This is a genomic window from Halohasta litchfieldiae (genome assembly GCF_002788215.1).
In the GTDB taxonomy this organism is placed as follows: Archaea; Halobacteriota; Halobacteria; order Halobacteriales; family Haloferacaceae; genus Halohasta; species Halohasta litchfieldiae.
Map to the genome: position 1 here is coordinate 160,603 of NZ_CP024845.1, position 19,009 is coordinate 179,611.

At 61.7% G+C, this 19,009-nt stretch carries 23 protein-coding genes; 10 read left to right on the forward strand and 13 right to left on the reverse strand.

Annotated features, from left to right (window positions below; genetic code table 11):
* The first annotated feature begins 172 nt into the window (after nt 1-172).
* From rpl7ae to HALTADL_RS00855, 6 genes are all read left to right on the forward strand, one after another.
* Entirely contained in the window at nt 173-535 is a 363-nt protein-coding gene (rpl7ae, locus tag HALTADL_RS00835) for a 50S ribosomal protein L7Ae (RefSeq protein ID WP_089671547.1), read from the forward strand.
* A gap of 6 nt (nt 536-541) precedes the next feature.
* Nucleotides 542-766, forward strand: a complete 225-nt coding sequence (locus HALTADL_RS00840) for a 30S ribosomal protein S28e (protein ID WP_089671548.1) — start codon at nt 542-544, stop codon at nt 764-766.
* Nucleotides 766-954 (forward strand): 50S ribosomal protein L24e, encoded by a 189-nt coding sequence (locus HALTADL_RS00845; protein WP_089671549.1) that lies wholly within the window; start codon nt 766-768, stop codon nt 952-954. The genes HALTADL_RS00840 and HALTADL_RS00845 overlap by 1 nt, the downstream gene beginning before the upstream one ends.
* An 80-nt stretch (nt 955-1,034) precedes the next feature.
* Nucleotides 1,035-1,499 (forward strand): nucleoside-diphosphate kinase, encoded by a 465-nt coding sequence (gene ndk / locus HALTADL_RS00850; RefSeq protein ID WP_089671550.1) that lies wholly within the window; start codon nt 1,035-1,037, stop codon nt 1,497-1,499.
* 126 nt (nt 1,500-1,625) lie between these two features.
* On the forward strand, nt 1,626-1,766 hold the full coding sequence (locus tag HALTADL_RS17080) for a hypothetical protein (protein ID WP_162551641.1): 141 nt from the start codon (nt 1,626-1,628) through the stop codon (nt 1,764-1,766).
* Nucleotides 1,763-3,103 (forward strand): glycerate kinase type-2 family protein, encoded by a 1,341-nt coding sequence (locus HALTADL_RS00855; protein WP_089671551.1) that lies wholly within the window; start codon nt 1,763-1,765, stop codon nt 3,101-3,103. Before HALTADL_RS17080 ends, HALTADL_RS00855 begins: the two co-directional genes overlap by 4 nt.
* Here HALTADL_RS00855 and HALTADL_RS00860 read toward each other — a convergent pair.
* Nucleotides 3,100-4,461, reverse strand: a complete 1,362-nt coding sequence (locus tag HALTADL_RS00860) for a GntP family permease (RefSeq protein ID WP_089671552.1) — start codon at nt 4,459-4,461, stop codon at nt 3,100-3,102. The two genes, HALTADL_RS00855 and HALTADL_RS00860, sit on opposite strands and share 4 nt — an antisense overlap.
* A 421-nt stretch (nt 4,462-4,882) precedes the next feature.
* On the opposite strand from HALTADL_RS00860, the gene HALTADL_RS00865 reads away from it, so the two are divergent.
* A complete protein-coding gene (locus tag HALTADL_RS00865) occupies nt 4,883-5,983 on the forward strand; it encodes an NADH:flavin oxidoreductase/NADH oxidase (RefSeq protein WP_089671553.1) in 1,101 nt (366 codons plus the stop codon).
* Nucleotides 5,984-6,066: 83 nt separating this feature from the next.
* Here the strand turns inward: HALTADL_RS00865 and HALTADL_RS00870 are convergent, their stop codons facing one another.
* The 3 genes from HALTADL_RS00870 to HALTADL_RS00880 are packed head-to-tail and all read right to left on the reverse strand — an operon-like array spanning nt 6,067 to nt 8,375.
* Entirely contained in the window at nt 6,067-6,981 is a 915-nt protein-coding gene (locus HALTADL_RS00870; protein WP_089671554.1) for a carbohydrate kinase family protein, read from the reverse strand.
* A complete protein-coding gene (locus HALTADL_RS00875; RefSeq protein ID WP_089671555.1) occupies nt 6,978-7,952 on the reverse strand; it encodes a ribose 1,5-bisphosphate isomerase in 975 nt (324 codons plus the stop codon). Before HALTADL_RS00875 ends, HALTADL_RS00870 begins: the two co-directional genes overlap by 4 nt.
* Before the next feature lie 51 nt (nt 7,953-8,003).
* A complete protein-coding gene (locus HALTADL_RS00880; RefSeq protein WP_089671556.1) occupies nt 8,004-8,375 on the reverse strand; it encodes a hypothetical protein in 372 nt (123 codons plus the stop codon).
* Between the two features lie 261 nt (nt 8,376-8,636).
* On the opposite strand from HALTADL_RS00880, the gene HALTADL_RS00885 reads away from it, so the two are divergent.
* Nucleotides 8,637-10,235, forward strand: coding sequence for a bacterio-opsin activator domain-containing protein (locus tag HALTADL_RS00885; RefSeq protein WP_162551642.1), 1,599 nt, complete (start codon nt 8,637-8,639; stop codon nt 10,233-10,235).
* Between the two features lie 18 nt (nt 10,236-10,253).
* On the opposite strand, the gene HALTADL_RS00890 is transcribed toward HALTADL_RS00885, so the two are convergent.
* The 9 genes from HALTADL_RS00890 to HALTADL_RS00930 all read right to left on the reverse strand — a co-directional run bounded on the left by HALTADL_RS00890 (nt 10,254) and on the right by HALTADL_RS00930 (nt 17,144).
* Nucleotides 10,254-11,327 carry a methionine synthase gene (locus HALTADL_RS00890; RefSeq protein ID WP_089671558.1) on the reverse strand — a complete coding sequence of 358 codons (1,074 nt, stop codon included), beginning with the start codon at nt 11,325-11,327 and terminating at the stop codon, nt 10,254-10,256.
* The gene (locus tag HALTADL_RS00895; protein WP_089671559.1) at nt 11,324-12,343 is read right to left on the reverse strand and encodes a 5-methyltetrahydropteroyltriglutamate--homocysteine methyltransferase; all 1,020 of its coding nucleotides are present in this window, start codon (nt 12,341-12,343) and stop codon (nt 11,324-11,326) included. Before HALTADL_RS00895 ends, HALTADL_RS00890 begins: the two co-directional genes overlap by 4 nt.
* 58 nt (nt 12,344-12,401) lie before the next feature.
* Nucleotides 12,402-13,007 (reverse strand): HemK2/MTQ2 family protein methyltransferase, encoded by a 606-nt coding sequence (locus tag HALTADL_RS00900; RefSeq protein WP_089671560.1) that lies wholly within the window; start codon nt 13,005-13,007, stop codon nt 12,402-12,404.
* Nucleotides 13,000-14,238, reverse strand: a complete 1,239-nt coding sequence (locus HALTADL_RS00905) for a mechanosensitive ion channel family protein (protein WP_089671561.1) — start codon at nt 14,236-14,238, stop codon at nt 13,000-13,002. Before HALTADL_RS00905 ends, HALTADL_RS00900 begins: the two co-directional genes overlap by 8 nt.
* Before the next feature lie 10 nt (nt 14,239-14,248).
* The gene (locus HALTADL_RS00910; RefSeq protein ID WP_089671562.1) at nt 14,249-15,115 is read right to left on the reverse strand and encodes a 16S ribosomal RNA methyltransferase A; all 867 of its coding nucleotides are present in this window, start codon (nt 15,113-15,115) and stop codon (nt 14,249-14,251) included.
* Between the two features lie 100 nt (nt 15,116-15,215).
* On the reverse strand, nt 15,216-15,803 hold the full coding sequence (locus HALTADL_RS00915; protein WP_089671563.1) for a DUF655 domain-containing protein: 588 nt from the start codon (nt 15,801-15,803) through the stop codon (nt 15,216-15,218).
* Nucleotides 15,804-15,938: 135 nt separating this feature from the next.
* Nucleotides 15,939-16,295 (reverse strand): RNA polymerase Rpb4 family protein, encoded by a 357-nt coding sequence (locus HALTADL_RS00920; RefSeq protein WP_089671564.1) that lies wholly within the window; start codon nt 16,293-16,295, stop codon nt 15,939-15,941.
* Nucleotides 16,292-16,585 carry a 50S ribosomal protein L21e gene (locus HALTADL_RS00925; protein ID WP_089671565.1) on the reverse strand — a complete coding sequence of 98 codons (294 nt, stop codon included), beginning with the start codon at nt 16,583-16,585 and terminating at the stop codon, nt 16,292-16,294. The genes HALTADL_RS00920 and HALTADL_RS00925 overlap by 4 nt, the downstream gene beginning before the upstream one ends.
* 82 nt (nt 16,586-16,667) lie before the next feature.
* The gene (locus tag HALTADL_RS00930; RefSeq protein WP_089671566.1) at nt 16,668-17,144 is read right to left on the reverse strand and encodes a GNAT family N-acetyltransferase; all 477 of its coding nucleotides are present in this window, start codon (nt 17,142-17,144) and stop codon (nt 16,668-16,670) included.
* Between the two features lie 184 nt (nt 17,145-17,328).
* On the opposite strand from HALTADL_RS00930, the gene HALTADL_RS00935 reads away from it, so the two are divergent.
* Both HALTADL_RS00935 and HALTADL_RS00940 read left to right on the forward strand, forming a co-directional pair.
* Entirely contained in the window at nt 17,329-17,745 is a 417-nt protein-coding gene (locus tag HALTADL_RS00935; protein ID WP_089671567.1) for an archease, read from the forward strand.
* 64 nt (nt 17,746-17,809) lie between these two features.
* On the forward strand, nt 17,810-18,958 hold the full coding sequence (locus HALTADL_RS00940) for a DoxX family protein (RefSeq protein ID WP_089671568.1): 1,149 nt from the start codon (nt 17,810-17,812) through the stop codon (nt 18,956-18,958).
* The last annotated feature ends 51 nt before the right edge of the window (nt 18,959-19,009 follow it).

Below are 19,009 nucleotides of genomic sequence, written 5' to 3' on the forward strand. Positions count from 1 at the left end.
CAGCCGCGAGAGACCGTGGTTCGCCCTCACACGGTGAAGGGACTTTGAAAGCGCTTTTATGGGGGAGCGTCAAACGAGAGTGTACAGCCTATCCGGGTTGATGATACTCCTCGCCGTCAGGGACCTACCGTTCGGCGAGGATGTGCGAGCCCGAAGATAGGAGAGGTAAAATATGCCAGTTTACGTAGATTACGACACCCCAGCCGACCTCGCAGAGCGCGCGCTTGACGCTCTCGAAGTCGCCCGAGACACAGGCAGTGTAAAGAAAGGAACCAACGAGACCACGAAGGCCGTCGAGCGCGGGAACGCCCAGCTCGTCTACGTCGCCGAAGACGTCTCCCCTGAGGAGATCGTCATGCACCTTCCCGAGATCGCCGAGGAGAAGGGCATTCCGGTCGTCTTCGTCGAGACGCAGGACGATGTCGGTCACGCCGCCGGCCTCGAAGTCGGCTCGGCCGCCGCAGCCATCGTCGACGCTGGCGATGCATCGGACGACATCGAAGACATCGGCTCGAAGGTCGAGGAACTCCAGTAACTCACCATGAGCGCAGAGGAGAACGCCACCGACTCGACGGCCGCAGAGGTCATCGAGGTCGTCGGCAAGACCGGGATGCACGGCGAGGCCATGCAGGTCAAATGCCGCATCCGCGAAGGCTCGGACAAGGGCCGTATCATTACCCGCAACGTACTGGGTCCGATCCGCGAAGGCGACGTCCTGCAGCTTCGCGAGACCCAGCGTGATGCGGACTCGATTGGAGGCCAATAATGGTTGAACAACGTACGTGCGACTACTCAGGCGACGATATCGAGCCCGGCACGGGCACGATGTTCGTCAAAAAGGACGGAACGATCCTCCACTTCAAGGACTCGAAAGCAGAGAAGAACTATCTGCTCGGCCGCGAAGCCCGAGACCTCGAGTGGACCGAAGCAGGCCGCGAAAACAGCGGCAACTAGCTACTCACCGGCAGTATTCTCCTTCTTTTATCGCGACTCCAACCCGCCAGTAGTAACTACCCCCACCGAATACAGTACCCATGAGCAACGACGAACGGACCTTTGTTATGGTCAAACCGGACGGCGTCCAGCGCGGCCTGATCGGCGAAATCACCTCGCGGTTCGAGCATAGGGGGCTCAAACTGGTCGGCGCGAAAGCGATCCAGCTCGACCGTGAGCTGGCCGAAGAGCATTACGCCGAACACGAGGGCAAACCCTTCTTCGAGGGGCTGGTCGACTTCATCACCTCCGCACCGGTGTTCGCGATGGTGTGGGAAGGCAAAGACGCGACCCACCAGGTTCGGCGGATGGTCGGCGAAACCGACCCCGCCGAATCCCCGCCGGGCACGATCCGCGGGGATTACGGCCTGGATCTCGGCCGCAATCTGATCCACGCCTCGGACCACGAGGACCCCGGCTCGAACGAACGCGAAATCGAGCTGTTCTTCGATGACGACGAACTGCTCGACTACGAGCAGGTCACCGCCGAGTGGCAGTACGAATAGCCTCGGCGTAGTCGACTGGGTTTTCGCTACTTTCGATAGCTCGGTGAGGGACGTCTCAAGCGACCCTCCACAAGGAGTTTCACTCACTACCATAGCTTTTAGCGATTTCCGAAATACCGTTGGTCCATGGACGAACTGAAACCCGTCAGTCGAACAGTCGACTCGATCACGACAGCGTCGATGACGCGAGATCCGACGCCGCTTTCAGTCGACGAGTCCCCGAGCAGCAGCGCCACCACACCAGCCGCCTGCGGTATCTACGCATGATCGAGAACCGAGATCGCCTCACCACCACTGAGGCCCACGAGACGGCAGTCGAGTGCGTTGAGGCGGGCATCGAGGCGGGCCACCCCCGGCGGATCGTCCGAGACGCCGTGGGGCTCAACGGAGACAGCCTCCGAATCGCCGAGTCGACGTATGATCTCGGCAACTACGAGGAGATCGTCGTCCTCGGCGGCGGCAACGCCGCGGCACACGTCGCGGTCGCACTCGAAGCCATCCTCAGCGACCGGATCGACCGTGGCGTTGTTGTCACGGACGACCCCGTCGAAACGGAGCGCGTGACGGTGCACGAGGGCGACCACCCGGTGCCGAGCGAGCGGGCGGTCGACGGGACGCGAGAGCTGCTCGCGGCGGCGGATGCGGCCGACGAGGACACGCTCGTCCTCGCGACGATCACCGGCGGCGGGAGTGCGCTTCTCCCCGCACCGGCGGGGGACGTCTCGCTCGCGGATCTCCAGTCGACGACCGATTCGTTGCTCACCAGCGGGGCCGACATCCACGAAATCAATGCCGTCCGGAAACACCTCTCGGCGCTGAAAGGCGGTCGGCTGGCACGTCGTGCGGCCCCTGCGACGGTGGTCTCGCTGATATTCAGCGACGTCGTCGGCAACGACCTGAGCGTGATCGCGAGTGGCCCCGTCGCGCCCGACGAGTCGACGTTTGACGAGGCGCTCGCGGTGCTCGAACGGTACGGGATCGACGCGCCCGAAGCCGTTGTCGCGCACCTCGAAGGCGGCGCGTCCGGCGAGGTCGACGAAACGCCGGGCGCGGACGATCCCGCGCTCGCGGCCGTCTCGAACCATGTGGTCGCCGACGGGATGACGGTGCTCGAAGCGGCGCAAGCGGCGGCGGCCGAACGCGGATACGAGACGCTCGTACTCTCCTCGCGGGTTCGCGGCGAAGCCCGCGATGCGGCCACGACGCATGTCGCCATCGCCGAGGAGGTACGGGCGACCGACACGCCGATCTCGCCACCGGCCGTGGTCCTCTCCGGCGGCGAGACGACGGTAACGATCCGCGGAAACGGGTCTGGCGGCCCGAATCAGGAGTTTGCGACGAGCGCGGCGCTCGAACTCGACGACGGCAAAGAAGACGGCGAGGGACAAATCGTGGTTGCAGCGGTCGACACCGACGGCATCGACGGTGCGACCGACGTGGCGGGCGCACTGATCGACGAGACGACCGTCGAGGACCCCGAGGCGGCTCGGGAGGCCCTCGCCGAAAACGACGTGTATCCGTATCTCGAATCCCGGGACGCCCTCGTCCTGACAGGAGCGACCGGGACGAACCTCAACGATCTGCGAGTGATGGTCGTCGACTAGAAGATCACTCCCGCGATGTTCTGGAGGATGACGATCCAGATGATACTCGTGACGCCGAGCACCAGCGTCGCAAGCGTCCACGCCTGATAGGCCGTCGCCGTCTCCATGTCGGAGAACTCCGTGATGATCCAGAAGTAGGAATCGTTGGCATGGCTGACGGTCATGCTCCCGGCACCGATCGCGAGGACGGTGAACACCCGACCGAGCTCCGTGTTCAGTCCGAGTGAACCGAGCAGCGGCGCGACGAGGCTGGCCGTGGTCAAGATTGCGACCGTCGAGGAGCCGAGCGCCGTCTTCATCGCCGCCGCGACGACGAACGCGGCCAACAGCCCGATGCCGAGGCCGCCCAATGTGTCGGTGATGAAGTTCTGAAGGGGCAGCGCCGAGAGGACTTCGCCAAACGCGCCGCCAGCGCCGGTCACCGCGAGGATGACCGCGGCACTCTTGATCCCGTCGGAAACCCAGTCATCGGTGACTTTGCTACTGAAATCGGGCACGATTGCAAAGGCGATGAACGCGCCGATGAGCAGCGCGACGGCCGGATCACCGATGAACAGGAGCCAGCGCTGGAGCGGCCCGGTGATGAGTTCCGGGTTCGCCGCTTCGGGGAAGGCGGCAATCGATCCGAGCGCGATAAGCAGAATCGGGATGAGTAGTGGCGCGAACGACGCGGCACGCGAGGGCATTCTCCCGTACTCGTCTTTGATCTCTTCGATTGTCATCTCCGGATCGGGATCGATGTGGTAGTTCGATGCGACCTTGTCGGCCCACAGCGCGGCGACGAAGACGATCGGCGCGCTGACGATGATCCCGGCGAGCATGACGAGGCCGATATCTGCGCCGATGATCCCCGCCGCCGCAATCGGGCCGGGCGTCGGCGGCACGAAGACGTGTGTGACGTAGAGCCCACCGGCGAGCGCCACGCCGAGCGTCGACAGCGAGAGCCCCGAGCGTTCGGCGAGCGAGCGGTTCAGTCCCGAGAAGATGACGAAGCCGGAGTCACAGAACACCGGAATGGAGACGAAACTCCCCGTGATCGCCATTACTTGTGTCGTGTACTCTTCACCGACGTAATCGAGGATCGTCTCGGCGATGACAATCGCCGCACCGGACCGTTCGAGACAGGTGCCGATGATCGTCCCGGCAATGATGACGATCCCGATGTAGCCGAGGATGCCGCCGAACCCGCTTGTCACCAGTGAGGCGACCTCTGCAGGATCGATTCCCGCGGCGAGACCGGTCAGATAGGCGGCGATGAGGAGTGCAAGAAACGCATGCAGGTCCAACTTCGCCGTGGCAATGATGATAAACGCTACCGATGCAGCGAGCAACAGTACCAGTGGTAATCCTTCGAGCATGCAGCCCGAACACAATCATCAATTATGATATAACCACCGATCCATGGTATTATTGGCATATAATACTTATTCAATTATTTAAATCGTGAAATTGAAATAGAGAGACCAGATAGTGGTTGGAGACGTATGAATGAGATTCGAGACTACCCCGTAGAAAAGACAGCTACGGCGATTTTTGTTCGATTGTATCGGTCGTACGTGTAGATATGAGAATAATATCGGTAACTCATCTATTTACTTATATACTAGCTTGATAGATATATGTCAATCAGCATTATGCTATACTATATTGACCATTCCGCGTTTGTTGTGCTCGCAGTTTCCTACCGTCGACTGAGTGGTTGGACGCTACCGGTCAGTAGAAGCTGACGATACTCCCCCAATCCGTGCATACTTGGCCGCAGGATACCTTCGTCCGGTGATGACTGCTGATCTCTTTACACCGTTGTCGCTTCGGGAAACAACGATTCCGAACCGGGTAATGGTCTCGCCGATGTGTCAGTACTCCTGTGAGGATCGTGACGGTCGGGCCACCGACTGGCACGCCCAGCACCTCAACAGCCGGGCAGTTGGTGGCGCTGGCATCGTCATGACCGAGGCCACCGCCGTCGACCCACAGGGCCGTATCTCGCCGGAAGATCTCGGGATATGGTCCGATGACCACGTCGACGCGCTTGCCGATATTACGTCCTTTATCAAAGAACAGGGGAGCGTCCCGGCGATGCAGTTGGCGCATGCTGGCCGAAAAGCCTCAACCAGTCGACCGTGGGAGGGCCACGATCCACTCCAGCCTGACGAGGGCGGCTGGGACGTGCTCGGACCGACCGACGAGCCATACCCCTACGGCGACCAGACATCCCCGGAGACCAGCCGCATGGGCGAGAAAGAGATGGCCGCAGTCACCGAGTCGTTCGTCGACGCCGCCAAGCGAGCCAACGAGGCGGGCTTCGAAATCGCCGAAGTCCACGCCGCCCACGGCTACCTGCTCCACGAGTTCCTCTCGCCGGTAACAAACACCCGCGACGACGAGTACGGCGGCGATTTCGAGAGTCGGATTCGGTTCCCACTGGAGGTCATTCGAGCAGTCCGAGCGGTCTGGCCCGACGAGAAACCACTGTTCGTTCGCATCTCGGCGACTGACTGGCTCGCTGATCGGGAGTCGTGGGACGTCGACCAATCAATCGCGTTCGCTGATCGCGCTGCGGAGGCGGGCGTCGACTTCATTGATGTGAGCGCGGGTGGGATTCATCCCGACCAAGAGATTCCGTCGACTGGACCGGGGTATCAGGTACCCTACGCTCACCGGATCAAGGATGAGACCGAATCCGATATCGCAGTCGGTGCGGTTGGCGGGATCACCGCTCCAGAACAGGCCGATGCACTGATCAGCAACGAGCGGGCAGATATGGCAATTCTCGGCCGCGAACACCTCCGCGATCCGTACTTCACGCTCCACGCGGCCCGAGCGTTGGGCCGTGAAGACCAGGTTGCAGTGTCGCCGCAGTACGACCGGGCGTTCTGAGACCAATATAAGAGTCAGTCTCAAGCCGATCTGTTTCTACGATTATATTTAGTTAACTGTACTTAGCAAGCCGAGAACGACCTTCACACGTCGTCGACGAACTCCTCGACCGCAGCCCACGAGAGTTCGGTTCGAGCGGTCACGTCTTGGGCGGCCAGCGCGCCGCAGGCGTTGCCGACCCCCAGCGCGTCGACGTACTGTGCGACCTCGGTAGTCGCCCCGGAGTCGTCGACCCACTCGCCATCAGCGAGCGTGGCCAGAAAGCCCGCCGCGAAGGCGTCGCCAGCGCCCGTCAGGTCGACTGGGTCGACGACGAACCCCGGATGGGTGTGGCTCTCCGTTGGCGTGTAGACGGTCGCTCCATCGCCGCCGTGTTTGACGACGACGGTCATCTCGCTGGGCTCGGTCGGCGACAGGGTCCCGCTTTCGGCGACGAGATCGGCCTCCCGCTGATTTAAAAACAGCAGATCAGTCGCCGCCAGCGCCTCGCTGTACCCACGGTCGGCCACTCGGCGGCCGGGATCAAAGCTCACCGAGAGGCCCAGATCGCTCGCCAGCGTCGCCAACAGCGAGGCCATCTCCGGCGACTGGCTCGTCAGGTGGAGGTGGTCGACACCGCGGAACAGTTCGGCCGAAATATTGGCCTCACAGAATGCCTCGTTGGCCCCCTCGTTGGCGAACACCATCACCTCGCCAGTGGCGTCGACGACCAGATATTTGACCGAGGTGGTCCCTTCGGCATCGATGAACACGTGGCCGCAGTCGACGCCGACCCCGTCGAGTTCCCGCAGGGCAAGCGCGCCGGTGTCGTCGCCGCCGACGCTGCCGTACAGCGACGCCTCCAGACCAAGGCCGACGAGCCCGACCGCGACGTTGGCCGCCGAGCCGCCGCCCGACTGGACGAGCTGGTGGATCTGGACCTCGCCGTCGGCCTCGGGCAGGCTGTCGACGTGCATCGTCACGTCCCAGTTGATGTGACCCGCACAGACGACACTCACACGTCTTTCTCCCGCTTGGATTCCTCCCACGGCTCGTCGACGCTCTCGCCGAACAGCTCCCGCATCAGCGTGACGATGCTCTCGGGCGGGAACTGACCGCGTTCGGTGATGATCGCGTCGACGTAACGCGGCGGCGTCACGTCGAAGGCGGGGTTGTCGACAGTTATGTCGCCAATCGAATCCCGGGTCTCGCTGTCGATCACCTCGCGTTCGTCCCGCATCTCGATCTCGACAGTGTGACCGGTCAGCGTGTCGGGATGGAGCTTGATCGTCTGGGCGGCGGCCATGACAGGCGTGCCACGATCTCGCGCGTTGACTGCAAGCCCGCTGGTCCCGATCTTGTTGATGACGCTGCCGTCGGCGGCGATGCTGTCGGCACCAACGATGACGTGGTCGACCGCATTTAAATAGCGACGGGCCGCGCTGTCGACGATCAGCGTCACGTCGACGCCCATCTCACGGAGTTCACGCGCCGTAATATGGCCCTGATTTCGGGGCCGGGTCTCCTTGACAATCGCCGAGATCGATTTTCCTTGGTCGACGGCGGTCTCGATACAGGCCAGCGCGTCCGTCGAGTGGCAGTGGGTCATCACGGTGTCGCCGTCCCGGAGTCGGTTGGCACCGACCGCGCCGAGATCGGCCTGTGCCCGGTCGAGTCGGTCGACGAACTCGTCGGCTGCGTTGATTACCCCTGCTCGGAGCGTGCCGACGGTTTCGCCAGCCATCCGCCGGAGGACATATCGGAGCGCGTTGGGGAGACTGACCGCCGTCGGTCGCGTGGTATGGAGTCGGCGGGCCGCCGCCCGGAGCGTCGACTCGAAATCCTGCGGTGTGGCCGCCGTACACTCGATAGCCTGGGTCCGGAGTGCGGTGGCGGCGGCCGCCGCAATCGTTGCGGCCCCCCGAATCTCCATCGAGGCGATCTTGGCGGCGGTCTCCTCGATGTCCGGATGGAGCTGTGGATTCGACATCTCCCTGCCTGTAGCACGTCGGGGTACAAGAGCCTGCGGGATTTATCAGGATTAATTGTCGTACTTAATGAGGAGTTCGCGGTCGACATCATACTCCAAGACGCTCTCGCGGTCCAACGCTGGCAGCACCGTTTCAGTGAGTGTCGACCGGACGGTCGACCGGTCGGTTTTCTCAGGTTCGCGGTCCAGAATCGTCTCAACGAGGTGGTCGACCGGGATGACAGCGTAGTCGGCAGTCAGAAACGCCTCGACGACCCAGCGTCGCCACTCGCGGCGTTGATCGTCGCTGACCGAGTCCGCCGGTGGAACGTCGTCGACAGTCTCGGACGCGTTGTCGGTACGCTCAGAATCTATCGGTGAGCCACCGGTCCCATCGGCTTCGTGTGGCCCAGCTGCCCGGTTTGTCCCATGTCGAAATGTCATGGTCTATATTTTGTTCGAGTCGAGCCAACGGATTAACTGTTCGGCTGGGGACTACTATCTGGCTGGTATTACTGTGTGATTTATAACGTTAATTGTCTAATTTAGATCACGACAGGTATGCATACTACTTCTGTCCAAATAGTAGGAAGTAGTTATAGAATGTATCTGTATGCAAACGACTCTTTTCAACTGTATGATGGAAAAAGAGTGTCTACTATGTATCAGTATGGGCTTATTCCCGTCGGTCCCCGAAACAGGAATATGAGCAATCGCATGCAGTTGTTGGGAGAATCACTGGATGCGCTCCCGGTGAACGTCTCCGTGTTGGACCCCGAGGGAATGATCCTCCAGACCAATCAATCGTGGCAGGAGTTCGGCGAACAAAACGGGATTCGGATGCGACCGGATACCGCCGGTGTCAACTATCTAAACGTCTGTGACCGGTCGAAGACGGAGACAGCGACAGCCGCACGCCGGGGGCTCACGGAGCTACTCGCAGGGGAACGCCAACAGTTCCAGCTGGAGTACCCCTGTCATTCGCCGGTCGAACAGCGCTGGTTTCTGCTCGTGGCGGTGCCGGTGATACTCGATCAAAAGCGACACGCTGTCGTCGCCCACATCAACATCACCGACCAGAAACGCCGCGAGCGGCAACTCGAAGCGGAGGTCGCGCGTCTGGAAGCGCTCACCGATCTCACGGCTGCGGTCAGAGAGATCACCCAGACCGTCATCAGCCAGTCGACGCGGTCGGAGATCGAACAGGCAGTCTGTGACCAATTGGCCGGAGCAAACGGCTACGACTGTGCGCGGATCGGCGAGGTCGACGGCCGAACCGGGAGGTTCACTGTTCGAGCCAGTGCGGGCCGCTTTGGATCGATCCAGGAGTGCACCGAGTCCGACGAGCTGTTCGGTGCGACCGTGATTCGGGAAGCGGTCTGGACCGGACAGCTACAGACGACCACCCACAGGCGGGAAAACACGGCCTTCGACTGGAGACAGGACGCGCCACCGGTCGCGACAAAGCGTGCCGTTGCGGCGGTGCCGATCAGGCATGCCGAGACGCTGTACAGCGTCCTCACGATCTATACGGTGCGACCCGACGCCTTCAGCACCGAGGAGCGAACCACGCTCTCGGAACTCGGGGAGGTCGTCGGCCACGCAATCGCTGCCAGCGAGCGGACACAGGCCCTGATGAGCGACGAGCTCATCGAGGTCGAACTCCGGATTCGGGATCTGTTTCCCCACGAATCCCCGTCGACCGACTGGACCGTTGAGATCACCCAAACCGTCGCTGGCCCGGATGACGACTACACGATGTACGGAACGACGACCGAAGCCGAGATCGAGGCGGTTGCCGCAGTCATCGATCCCCTGGATGTGGCGGCGGTGACCGTTATCGGCGGTTCGGGTGAGTCGGTTCGGATCGCACTCCGACTCTCTCAGCAGTGTGTGATCCCGCTGCTCGCATCGCATGGCTGGTCGACCGAGACGGCAGTGCTCTCCAACGGCGACTGTTATCTGACGGTCCATCTCCCCTCGGGTGATAACGTTCGAGAGATGGTCGAGACCGTTTGTGAGGTATTTCCCAACACGGAACTGCTGGCCCGCAGGCAGATCCACGTCGACTCACAGGTCGACATGGAGATCCAGGAGTCGGCGGTGGCCGAACTCACCAACCGCCAGCGAACTGTGCTCCAGACCGCCTACGCGGCGGGCTACTTCCAGTGGCCGCGGGACGCAACCGGCGCGGAGATCGCCGAGAGCCTCGGGATCGCGCCGCCAACCTTTCACCAGCACCTCCGCGTCGGACAGCAGAAACTCATGGACACGATCTTCGGAGAGCTACCAGTCGCAGTTTAAAAAGAGCCGGTAGTTGCGTTAGTCGGCCAGCGGCACTGGCTCGTCGAGATCGATCTCGCCGGCGTCGAGTTCGGCCTCTATTTCACGGGTTGCTTTCACGAGGTTCTCCATCTTGCCGTAGGCAACCTCTCGCGGCAGCAGCTTCACACCGCAGTCGGGGCTGATCGTGAGTTTCTCCGGTGGCACGACCTTCAGGCCCTGCAAAATGTTCTCCTTGATTTCTTCGACGCTCTCGACTTCGGCGGTGTGAACGTCGACAACCCCAAGCGCGAGATCAGGCACGAACTCAGGGTCGGTGAACACGTCGATCTGCTCGTAGCCGCCGTTACAGAGTTCGAGGTCGACCTCGTCGACTGGGTAGTCGTTGAGTTCCGGATAGATACGGGAGTAATCGCCGTAACAGACGTGGAGACCGATCCGCACGTCGTCTGGGATTCCGCTGACGATCCGGTCGAGGGCCTCGCCAACGATGGCGTGGTCGTCCGGCGTCGTCGCGAGGGCCGGCTCGTCGATCTGGATGTATTTGGCTCCGGCTTCGACGAGACGCTCGACCTCGATGTTCACGAGATCTGCCAGCTCGTAGACGAGTTCCTCTTCGGTTTCGTAGGCCTCGTTGAACGCCCAGTTGCCCAGCGTGTAGGGGCCCGTAATCGGGACCTTCACTGGCTTGCTGGCGACGTTGTCAGTGAACTCGAACTCGTCGACGAGCCACGGTTCGTCGTAGCTGACCGGCGACGACACCGAGGGTTTGTCGAAGTAGTTGTGGCCCCAGACCTTGACTGGGCCGTTGAACTCGTAGCCGGGAATACGCTCGGCGAAGAACTCGACCATTTCATTCCTCCTGACCTCGCCGTCGACTACGGTATCCAATCCGCAACGTTCGTGCTCGTGAGTGATGACGCGGGCAGCGTCGTCGTGGGCCTCTTCGAGATCCTCGGCGTCGAATTTTGAATCTTGGTCGTCGACCAGTTCGTCGGCTCGGTTGAGCCACTTGGGCTTCGGATACGAACCGACGACGGTCGTCAGCAGGAAGTTGTCGTGGGGGTGGTCATCCGGGCGGAACTGCTCTCGGTTGTCGGCTGGTCGGCTCATGCTGTTACCTCCTCTTCGGTGTCGGTGTTGTTGGCCGCAGCGGCGATGGCGGCGAGTTTCTCGCGGTGTTTGTTCACTGGCAGGTAGAACGGCTCGGTGTTGGTCGTCAGGTAGAGTCGGTCGAACTCTTGGACCGGAATCTGGTCGTTGAACCAGTCGACGCGCTCTTCGAGCGTCTCGGGCGATTCGACGAGCGTGTTCTGGCCGTCGGCGATGCCGAGGGCGGCGGCGTCCTTGGTGCCGAACTCGGTGATGTTCGAGAGCGTCTGGTCGCGGTCGCCCGCGACGAGATCGAAGCCCAGCGCCTCGACGTCGGCATCCATCAGGTGGGCGTAGGTTTTCTCGTCGAGCGCGCCGAAGTAGGTGTGAACGACAACGTCGGCGTCAGTCTGGCTGGCGACGGTGTCGACGGCCTCTGCGAGCTGATTTTGGGTGTCTTCGTCGGGTGGGTTTTCGACCAGCGACGGCTCAAGGAGGAACAGCGTCTCGTGGTCGGGGAACGCCTCGACCTCTCCGCCGAGGAAGTCGGCGATGGCTTCGAAAAAGTCGCCTTCGTCGCCGTAATGGTCGTCGGTCGCCAGATCCATCAGCGAGTAGGGGCCCGGAAGGGTGGCCTGCAGGGAGTCATCCTCGCCGAGCAGTTCGGCTGCGGCTTCAAGCTCTCCGGCAACATCGCCCGAGAAGGTGAGATCGCCCTCGACGACTGGGTCGCGGTAGAAGTTGTTGTTGTCGTAGTAGCGGACGATCCCGTCGGGGTTGACGTTGTCGTGGGTCGTCAGCGGGTGGGCGAGCATGTCGTCCCAGCGGAGTTGGCCCTCGACGATTCGATCAAGCCCGGTCGACTGCTGTTGGCCAATGACCTCTCCTCGATACTCCTCGTAGGCCGATGCGATCTGGGCGCTTTCGGCGCCGGAGATCAGATCGTGTTTCTGGTGGCCCTTCAGGTCCGAGAGCTGCTGTTTCGCTTGATCGGGAAGCGGGAACAGCCCCGGTGTCGTGGCAACGCGCTCTGTCATACACACGGATTAGTGATGACGTCGCTTAATATTTACTAATGTATTCTATGCGCTGTAGTTATTTTGCGGTGAGTTTGAGAATGGACAACGTCTCGAAGGGGTAGGATTCTTGGCGGATATCGTCGACCGAAAACCCGGCTTCCTCGGCCAGCTCAACCACGATATCGTACCCCGTGAGACTACTCACGAGCAGGTAAACCTCGCCGCCGGGTGCCAGTACGCGGCTCACATCTTTTAAAAAGGGGACGATGAGCCGTCGACCGTCTTCGCCGCCCGAAAGGGCGTGTTCCATCCAGTCGTCCCACTTGTTGTCGGGATCGGTCGGCAGGTAGGGCGGATTGAACAGCACGGCATCGAACACGCCATCCGCGAAAGGCGCGACGAGGTTGGCCTGAATTGCCTCGATGCCCCGATTTTGAGCCTGTCGACAGGCATAGGGGTTCAGATCGCTGCCGATTACTCTGGCTCCGGTTTCGGCGTCGACCTGCTCGGCGACCCACCCCGAGCCGGTGCCGACCTCCAATACGAGCTCCGGCTCCGACAGCGACTCGATGGCGGCCTCGGCCAGCAGTCCCGAATCCTCGGCTGGCTGGTAGACGTCGGGGTCGACGCCGCGACGCTCGGCCAGTGCGGACTTCGAGTCCTCGCGCTGCGAGTCAGTCATTGTTTCCCCTCTCGCGTGGCTCGGCCTGACCCTTTCGAGTCGACTGTCCGTCGCCGGAAACTGACTCGCCGTCGGTGGCAGTCGACTCGCCGTCGGGAGAAGCTGGCGTCGACTCCTCACCGTCGACCTCTCTCGGTTCGGTCGACTGCTCGCCGTCAGCCAGCCGGAACCCGCCCGTCTCGGCGCGACCCGAGAGTTCCCGCTGTGGGTACGGAATCTTGATCCCGTTGTCGGCGAACGCCTCCTTGATCGCAGCGATCATCTGGGTTCTGGCCCGCCAGCGCCGCCGCTCGCTCGGGTTGTCTATCCAGCCGCGAATTCCAAGCAGTATCGAGGAGTCACTGAACTCCTTGGAGACGGCCTGTGGACTCGGCCCGTTCAGCACGCGGTCGAGCTCCGAGATCGCCTCGACCGCGATCTCGCCCGCGCGGTCGGGATCAGTTCGGTAGTCGACGCCGACTTCAACCTCGATGCGGAGTCGACCGCGGCGCGTGCGGTTGATGACGGGATTGCCACTAACCAGATCGTTTGGGATGACGATGTATTCGCCGTCGACTGACTGGATTCGCGTGTTGACGATTGTGATCTCGCTGACGATCCCTTCGTCCTCGCCGATTTCGACCCAGTCGCCGACCTCGAACGGTTTGGAAAACATGAGGACGAAGCCCGCAAGCACCGCGCCGAGGGTTTGGCGGGCGGCCATCCCGACGACGATGCCGAGAAACCCAGCCCCGACCAGTAGGCTGCCGATATTGTCGGTAAACAGCCCGACGACGACCAACAGCGCGAATGTGTAGATCGTCACCTGCGAAATTCGGTGGAGGATCTCCCGTTCGTGTTCGCTGATCGCGGTCTGTTCTTTGGCGAGATCCTTGATCACGTGGCCGAGGAAATCCGACAGCGCATAGCTCACACCGATGATCACAACCGACAGCACGATGTTGGCGACTTGGGTCCCGAGATCCAGCCCGGCATACGCGTTGTACAGCACGCCAGTGAGTCCCCAGACTGCCACAAGCCCAAAGAGGCCACTGGCGAGAAGCACCGCGAGCACCGCAGACACCGCCAGCGCGAGCCGCGAACTCACCTCTCGGTCCCGCCGCCACCGGTTGACGAACTGTTTGAGAACGCCGAGTCCACCGAGCACGGCGACCGTGATGAGAATTTTCCCGGCGTTCGACCCAACCACGTCGACCACCCCGACAATGCCAGCAAGCAGTTCTGTCGCCATCGCCTACTGACTACTCACCATCCGTGATCCCGTGGTCGGCCGCCAGCGTCGCCAGCGCGGCGAACTCCCGCGGCGCGACCTTGCCCGCCCGCCGCCGCAGGATCTCCTCGTCGGCCGCCTCGACAACCGCCGCTGGATCGTCCAGCCCGGAGATGTGGGCCGTGTTTCGAATCCCGTTTCTGATCGTCTTGCGGCGCTGGGTGAAGATCGCTTTCACGAAATCGAGGAAGAACTGCTCGTCGTCGACTTCGTAATCGGGGTCCCGCGGCGTGAGGCGGACAATCGCACTCTGGACCGCTGGCTGGGGATCGAATGCTGTGTTGGGAACGTATTCGACGATCTCGACGTCAGCATAGTGTTGGGCGCTCACTGAGAGTCGACCGTACTCATCGGCGGCGACCTCGCTGGCCATCCGGTCGGCGAACTCCTTTTGAAACATCAAGACGAGCGGCTTGTCGAGCGGCAGGAGTCGAAACGCGATCTCGCTGGAGGCGCTGTAGGGGAGATTCGAGACGCAAGCCGAAAAGTCAGGAAGGTCGACTTCGAGCGCATCGCCTTCGATCACAGTTAGTTGCCCCGCATCGACAGCCTCGGCGAACTCCTCGCGGAGATGGGCGGCAAAGTTCGGGTCGCGCTCGATAACCGTGACGTGGTCGGCGACCGCGAGCAGGCGGTCGGTAAGTACGCCCGGTCCGCCACCGATTTCGAGGACGTGGGAGGTGTCTGCATCGTCGGGCAGAAAGCCGGGGATGCGGTCGACGACGCGGTCGTCGACCAGAAAGTGTTGGTCGAAATCCGGGTTGCCGCGGTTGCCAGCCCGCCGGATGAGGGCGTCCGGATCGCGGGTTCCGGGGTCAGAGTGGTCGGAAACAGTCATTGACCCACTTTCCGGCTCTGTCGGCCTAAACATCCCGCTTCTCGGTGGGTGGGTCTGTGACCTATCGTCTGATCGTTGCCATCGGTCGAGCGTCGACGGGTTACTCCGATCTGGCGAAGATTTTGTACTTCAGATCCTCGTCCCGAATTTCTTCTTCGATTCGCTCGATCAGGACCTCCTTGGGTCGGTGGAGCCCGCCCACGCGCTCGGAGAGTTCCTCGAAGCTCTCGAAAGGTCCCCGCTTCCGTGTGTCGAGGATCTTGTTTCGGAGTTTTTTGCCGATCCCGGGCAGCAGATTCAGTTGGTGGAGCCGGAGCGTGATCGGCTGGGCCTCGTTGTAGAAGTCGACAAAGCGCCCTTCGTCGGCGTCGATGATCGCCTCGATTGCGTACTCCAGTTCAGATTGGGCCGAACTGGTGAGGTCGTCGAACTCGATCTGTTGGAGGGTGTCGATCTGTTCGTCATCCAGCGGATCGACCGCCACGCGGTCGACGATATTAATATCCGCCTCGTCGGTCAGCGTGAGTTCGAAGAGATCGAAAGAATCCTCGGTGAGGGCGTAGGCGACGGGGTTTTTCTGATACTGTGGTCGGTTGTCGTCGGACCGACCGTGAGGGAGATAATCGAGAACAACGGCGTGGGTCGTCGACTCGTCGTCATCACCAGTACCGTTCTCGGAGTTGGACATACAGGATGGTACGGCGACAAGCCACTTAAAAAATCGCCTACGGCTGATACAACATGGGCGTCGCTATCTGTACGGAGCGCCGAAGAGACGAAGCACGTGGTCCACAACGGGAATGAGTCCCGTGGCCCACAGCAGTTAGACGTATTTCGAGACGAGATTCAGGATCTCGTCGAGTTCGTCGCCGTCGAGCGCAAAGCGCTCTTTGGCGTAGATCGACCGCAGTTCGGTGCGGTCCTGCGGGAGGATGTCGACGATCTTGTGGGCGGTCTTCTCGTTGACCTTGTCGAGTTCGATCAGCTGGTCGACGAGTTCGCGGGCTTCCTCGGGGTCGAGCACCGCATAGCGGTTGACGTGTTCGATGGCACGCGCAAGTTCGTAGCGCAGCTCACGGTCCTCGTCGGCCGCGCGCTCGGCTTCGACCTCGCCGAGGAGTGGTTTGACCTCCGAGATGGTAATGTACTCCTCGTCGACTTTCTCCTTGAAGATAGTCATTCAGTCTGTTCTTTGAGGTGGGCGGCGCGGGCGATGACCGTTTTGTCCTTGCCGCCATCGTTGATTGCGACCGTAAAGGCGCTGCCCTGTTTCCCGGTTACCTCACCGGTGAGACCGTTGAAGCGCGGGTGGAACCGCCCTTCTCGCACGCTCGGGTCGAGTGTGAGGTGGACCTTCTGGCCCGCCTCGAACTCCTGGATTGCGCGCTGTGGCGGCGATGTGCCACGGTCGCGTGGGTCGTTCGATAGCTTTCCTCGCGTCCCCTTCATGGGCCCATTGGAACTCGGCATAGTCGTGGGTTCGAATACTTGCGGTTCGCTTATAAAACGTGCGTTCCGCGCCTGCCACGTCACTTACCCCCACGGTCGACCCTCAGCGGCTAAAAAACTCCGAGACCTTGTCCCGAATGGAGCTGTCCTCGCCGAGTTTGAGGTAGTAGGCGTCGCCGCTGTCCTCGTAGTAGTTCTCGATATGGCGCGTAATCCGAAAGCCGAGGTGTTCGTAGAACCCGAGTGCGTCTTCGTTTGTCGTGCGCGCGTGGCAGGTCACCGTGTTGTGTTCGGTGGCGATTTCGGCAATCAGTCGCTGGCCGTAGCCTCGCCCGCGGGCATCGGGTCGGACAGCCAAAAACAGAATGTAGCCATCGCGGCGAACCGAGGCAAAGGCGACCAGCTCGCCGTCCTCGAAAAACAGATGCGTCGACGACCGTCGATAGGCGTCGATAAAGAAGCCGCGGCGCTGTTTGAGCACACCCTCTTTATTGTGGATGTGTTCTTTCAGCTGCCAGGCGGCGTCGACGTAGTCGGTTTCACCCGCCGCGTCGACTCGTTTCTCGACGGTCGCGCTCACTAACCTGTATATTGCCCACAAGCATATTAACTCCTCCGGGCTATCGAGGCCCGACTCGCCCCGAAGCTATCTCCCGATCCACACAGTTTCCCGACCCAGATTGTTCCTGATCCACGGCGCGCTCCGAGACGGACTCACCAGCCGAGTCGAAGCCGTCATGTCGACAGCGATCAAATAGCCAGCAATGGGCTACAGGCTTCGGGAGCACACCGCCGATATCGCTGTCGAGGCGACCGCGCCGGATCTCGGCGGCCTCTTCGGGGCGATTGCCGACGGACTGGCCGCCGCGATGTGCGAGTCGATCTCCGAAGACTGCGGCGACCGCTTCGAGATCGAGTGTCGCGCCGAATCGGTCGAGGCACTGCTGTATGAGTATCTCGACCAACTCATCTACGAACGGGACGTGCGACTGGTGCTGCCTGTCGACAACGAAGCCCAAGTCCGCGAACCTGATCAAAACGAATGGCTTGTTACCGCCAGCGCGCGCGGTGTGCCACTGGCCGAGGTCTCTGCCCGCGAGATCAAAGCCGTCACCTACTCCGAAATGGACGTCGACCGGCGCGATGCTGGTTGGTACGGCTACGTTGTTTTTGATGTCTGAGCTGAACACTCGTCAGAACTGAAGAGATCGTTGCAGTTAGGACCCCGAAGCTACTATCTCGGGTATGACCACCCATCTTCGTCGTAGCCTCGGTGTTTGTGCCGCCATGGTGGCCACACTCGCCGCCTTCGTCGGCTCCGTAACCGCACACGTTGAGTATGTCAAGCCATCCGGCAGTCAGCCAGCGAACGTCGTCGACTTCCTCGTCGCGGCGTTCACGACCCCATTCATCATCGCCACGCTAATCGGTGGCTTTCTCGCTGTCGTCGGGGGAATTGCGGGCTATCTGTATCTCCGGCCGTTTCCGGCCGATATCGCAGCGTTCCGCGCAGCAATGGACGACTACCGGGATCTGCTGGGGTGGCTGCTCCGACTCAGCATGGGTATGCCGCTGATCGCCGCCGGGTTCGAGGGGTATCTGTTCAGCCCCTCGGTCACGCTACCGTTTCCGACAGCCCTCCGGCTGTTCGGCATCTCGGTTGGTTTCTTCCTCCTCTTTGGGCTCGCAACACGCGTGACTGCCGTCTGGGCACTCGCGGTGTATCTGGTTGCACTTCCGTCCCACCCACAGCTCCTGTTGGCCTTCGAGTACGTCCCCGGCCTGCTGGCGGTCGCACTCGTCGGTGGCGGTCGACCCAGTGCTGATGCCGTCATCGCCCGGATGGCTGACGACGACAAGACGGTGTACTCGCAGTTCGATCCCTTCTACCGCCGCGTTGCGGTTCCCTTTGCCGGACGAATCAAACCGTACAAGGAACTGGCTCCGGTCATCCTTCGGGTCGGCATCGGTATCGCGTTCATCTACCTCGGTATCACCCAAAAGCTGCTGCGACCGGGCGAAGCACTCGGTGTCGTCGCCAAATACAACCTCACATCGGTTGTCCCGGTCGACCCCGCACTCTGGGTGATCGGCGCCGGACTCACCGAAGCCCTCGTCGGCGTCATGCTCATCGCTGGGGCGTTCACCCGCGGCTTCTCGCTTGTCGCCTTCGGGCTGTTTACCACCACGCTGTTCGGCCTGCCGGACGATCCGGTCGTCGCCCACATCTCACTTTTCGGGCTGGTTTCGGCGCTCCTCATTACGGGTGCTGGACCGTACTCGGTCGACCACTGGCTCAAAGAGCGGGTGCGGACGGCCAGCGCGGTCGCCAAACGGGAGGCCGGTCCCACGACCGAGCGGGAGTCGGTCGACGAGACGCCGACTGACGATTGAGCGTCGACTGACGACTGACGACAACGGTCGACACTCCCGAGCACCCGATCT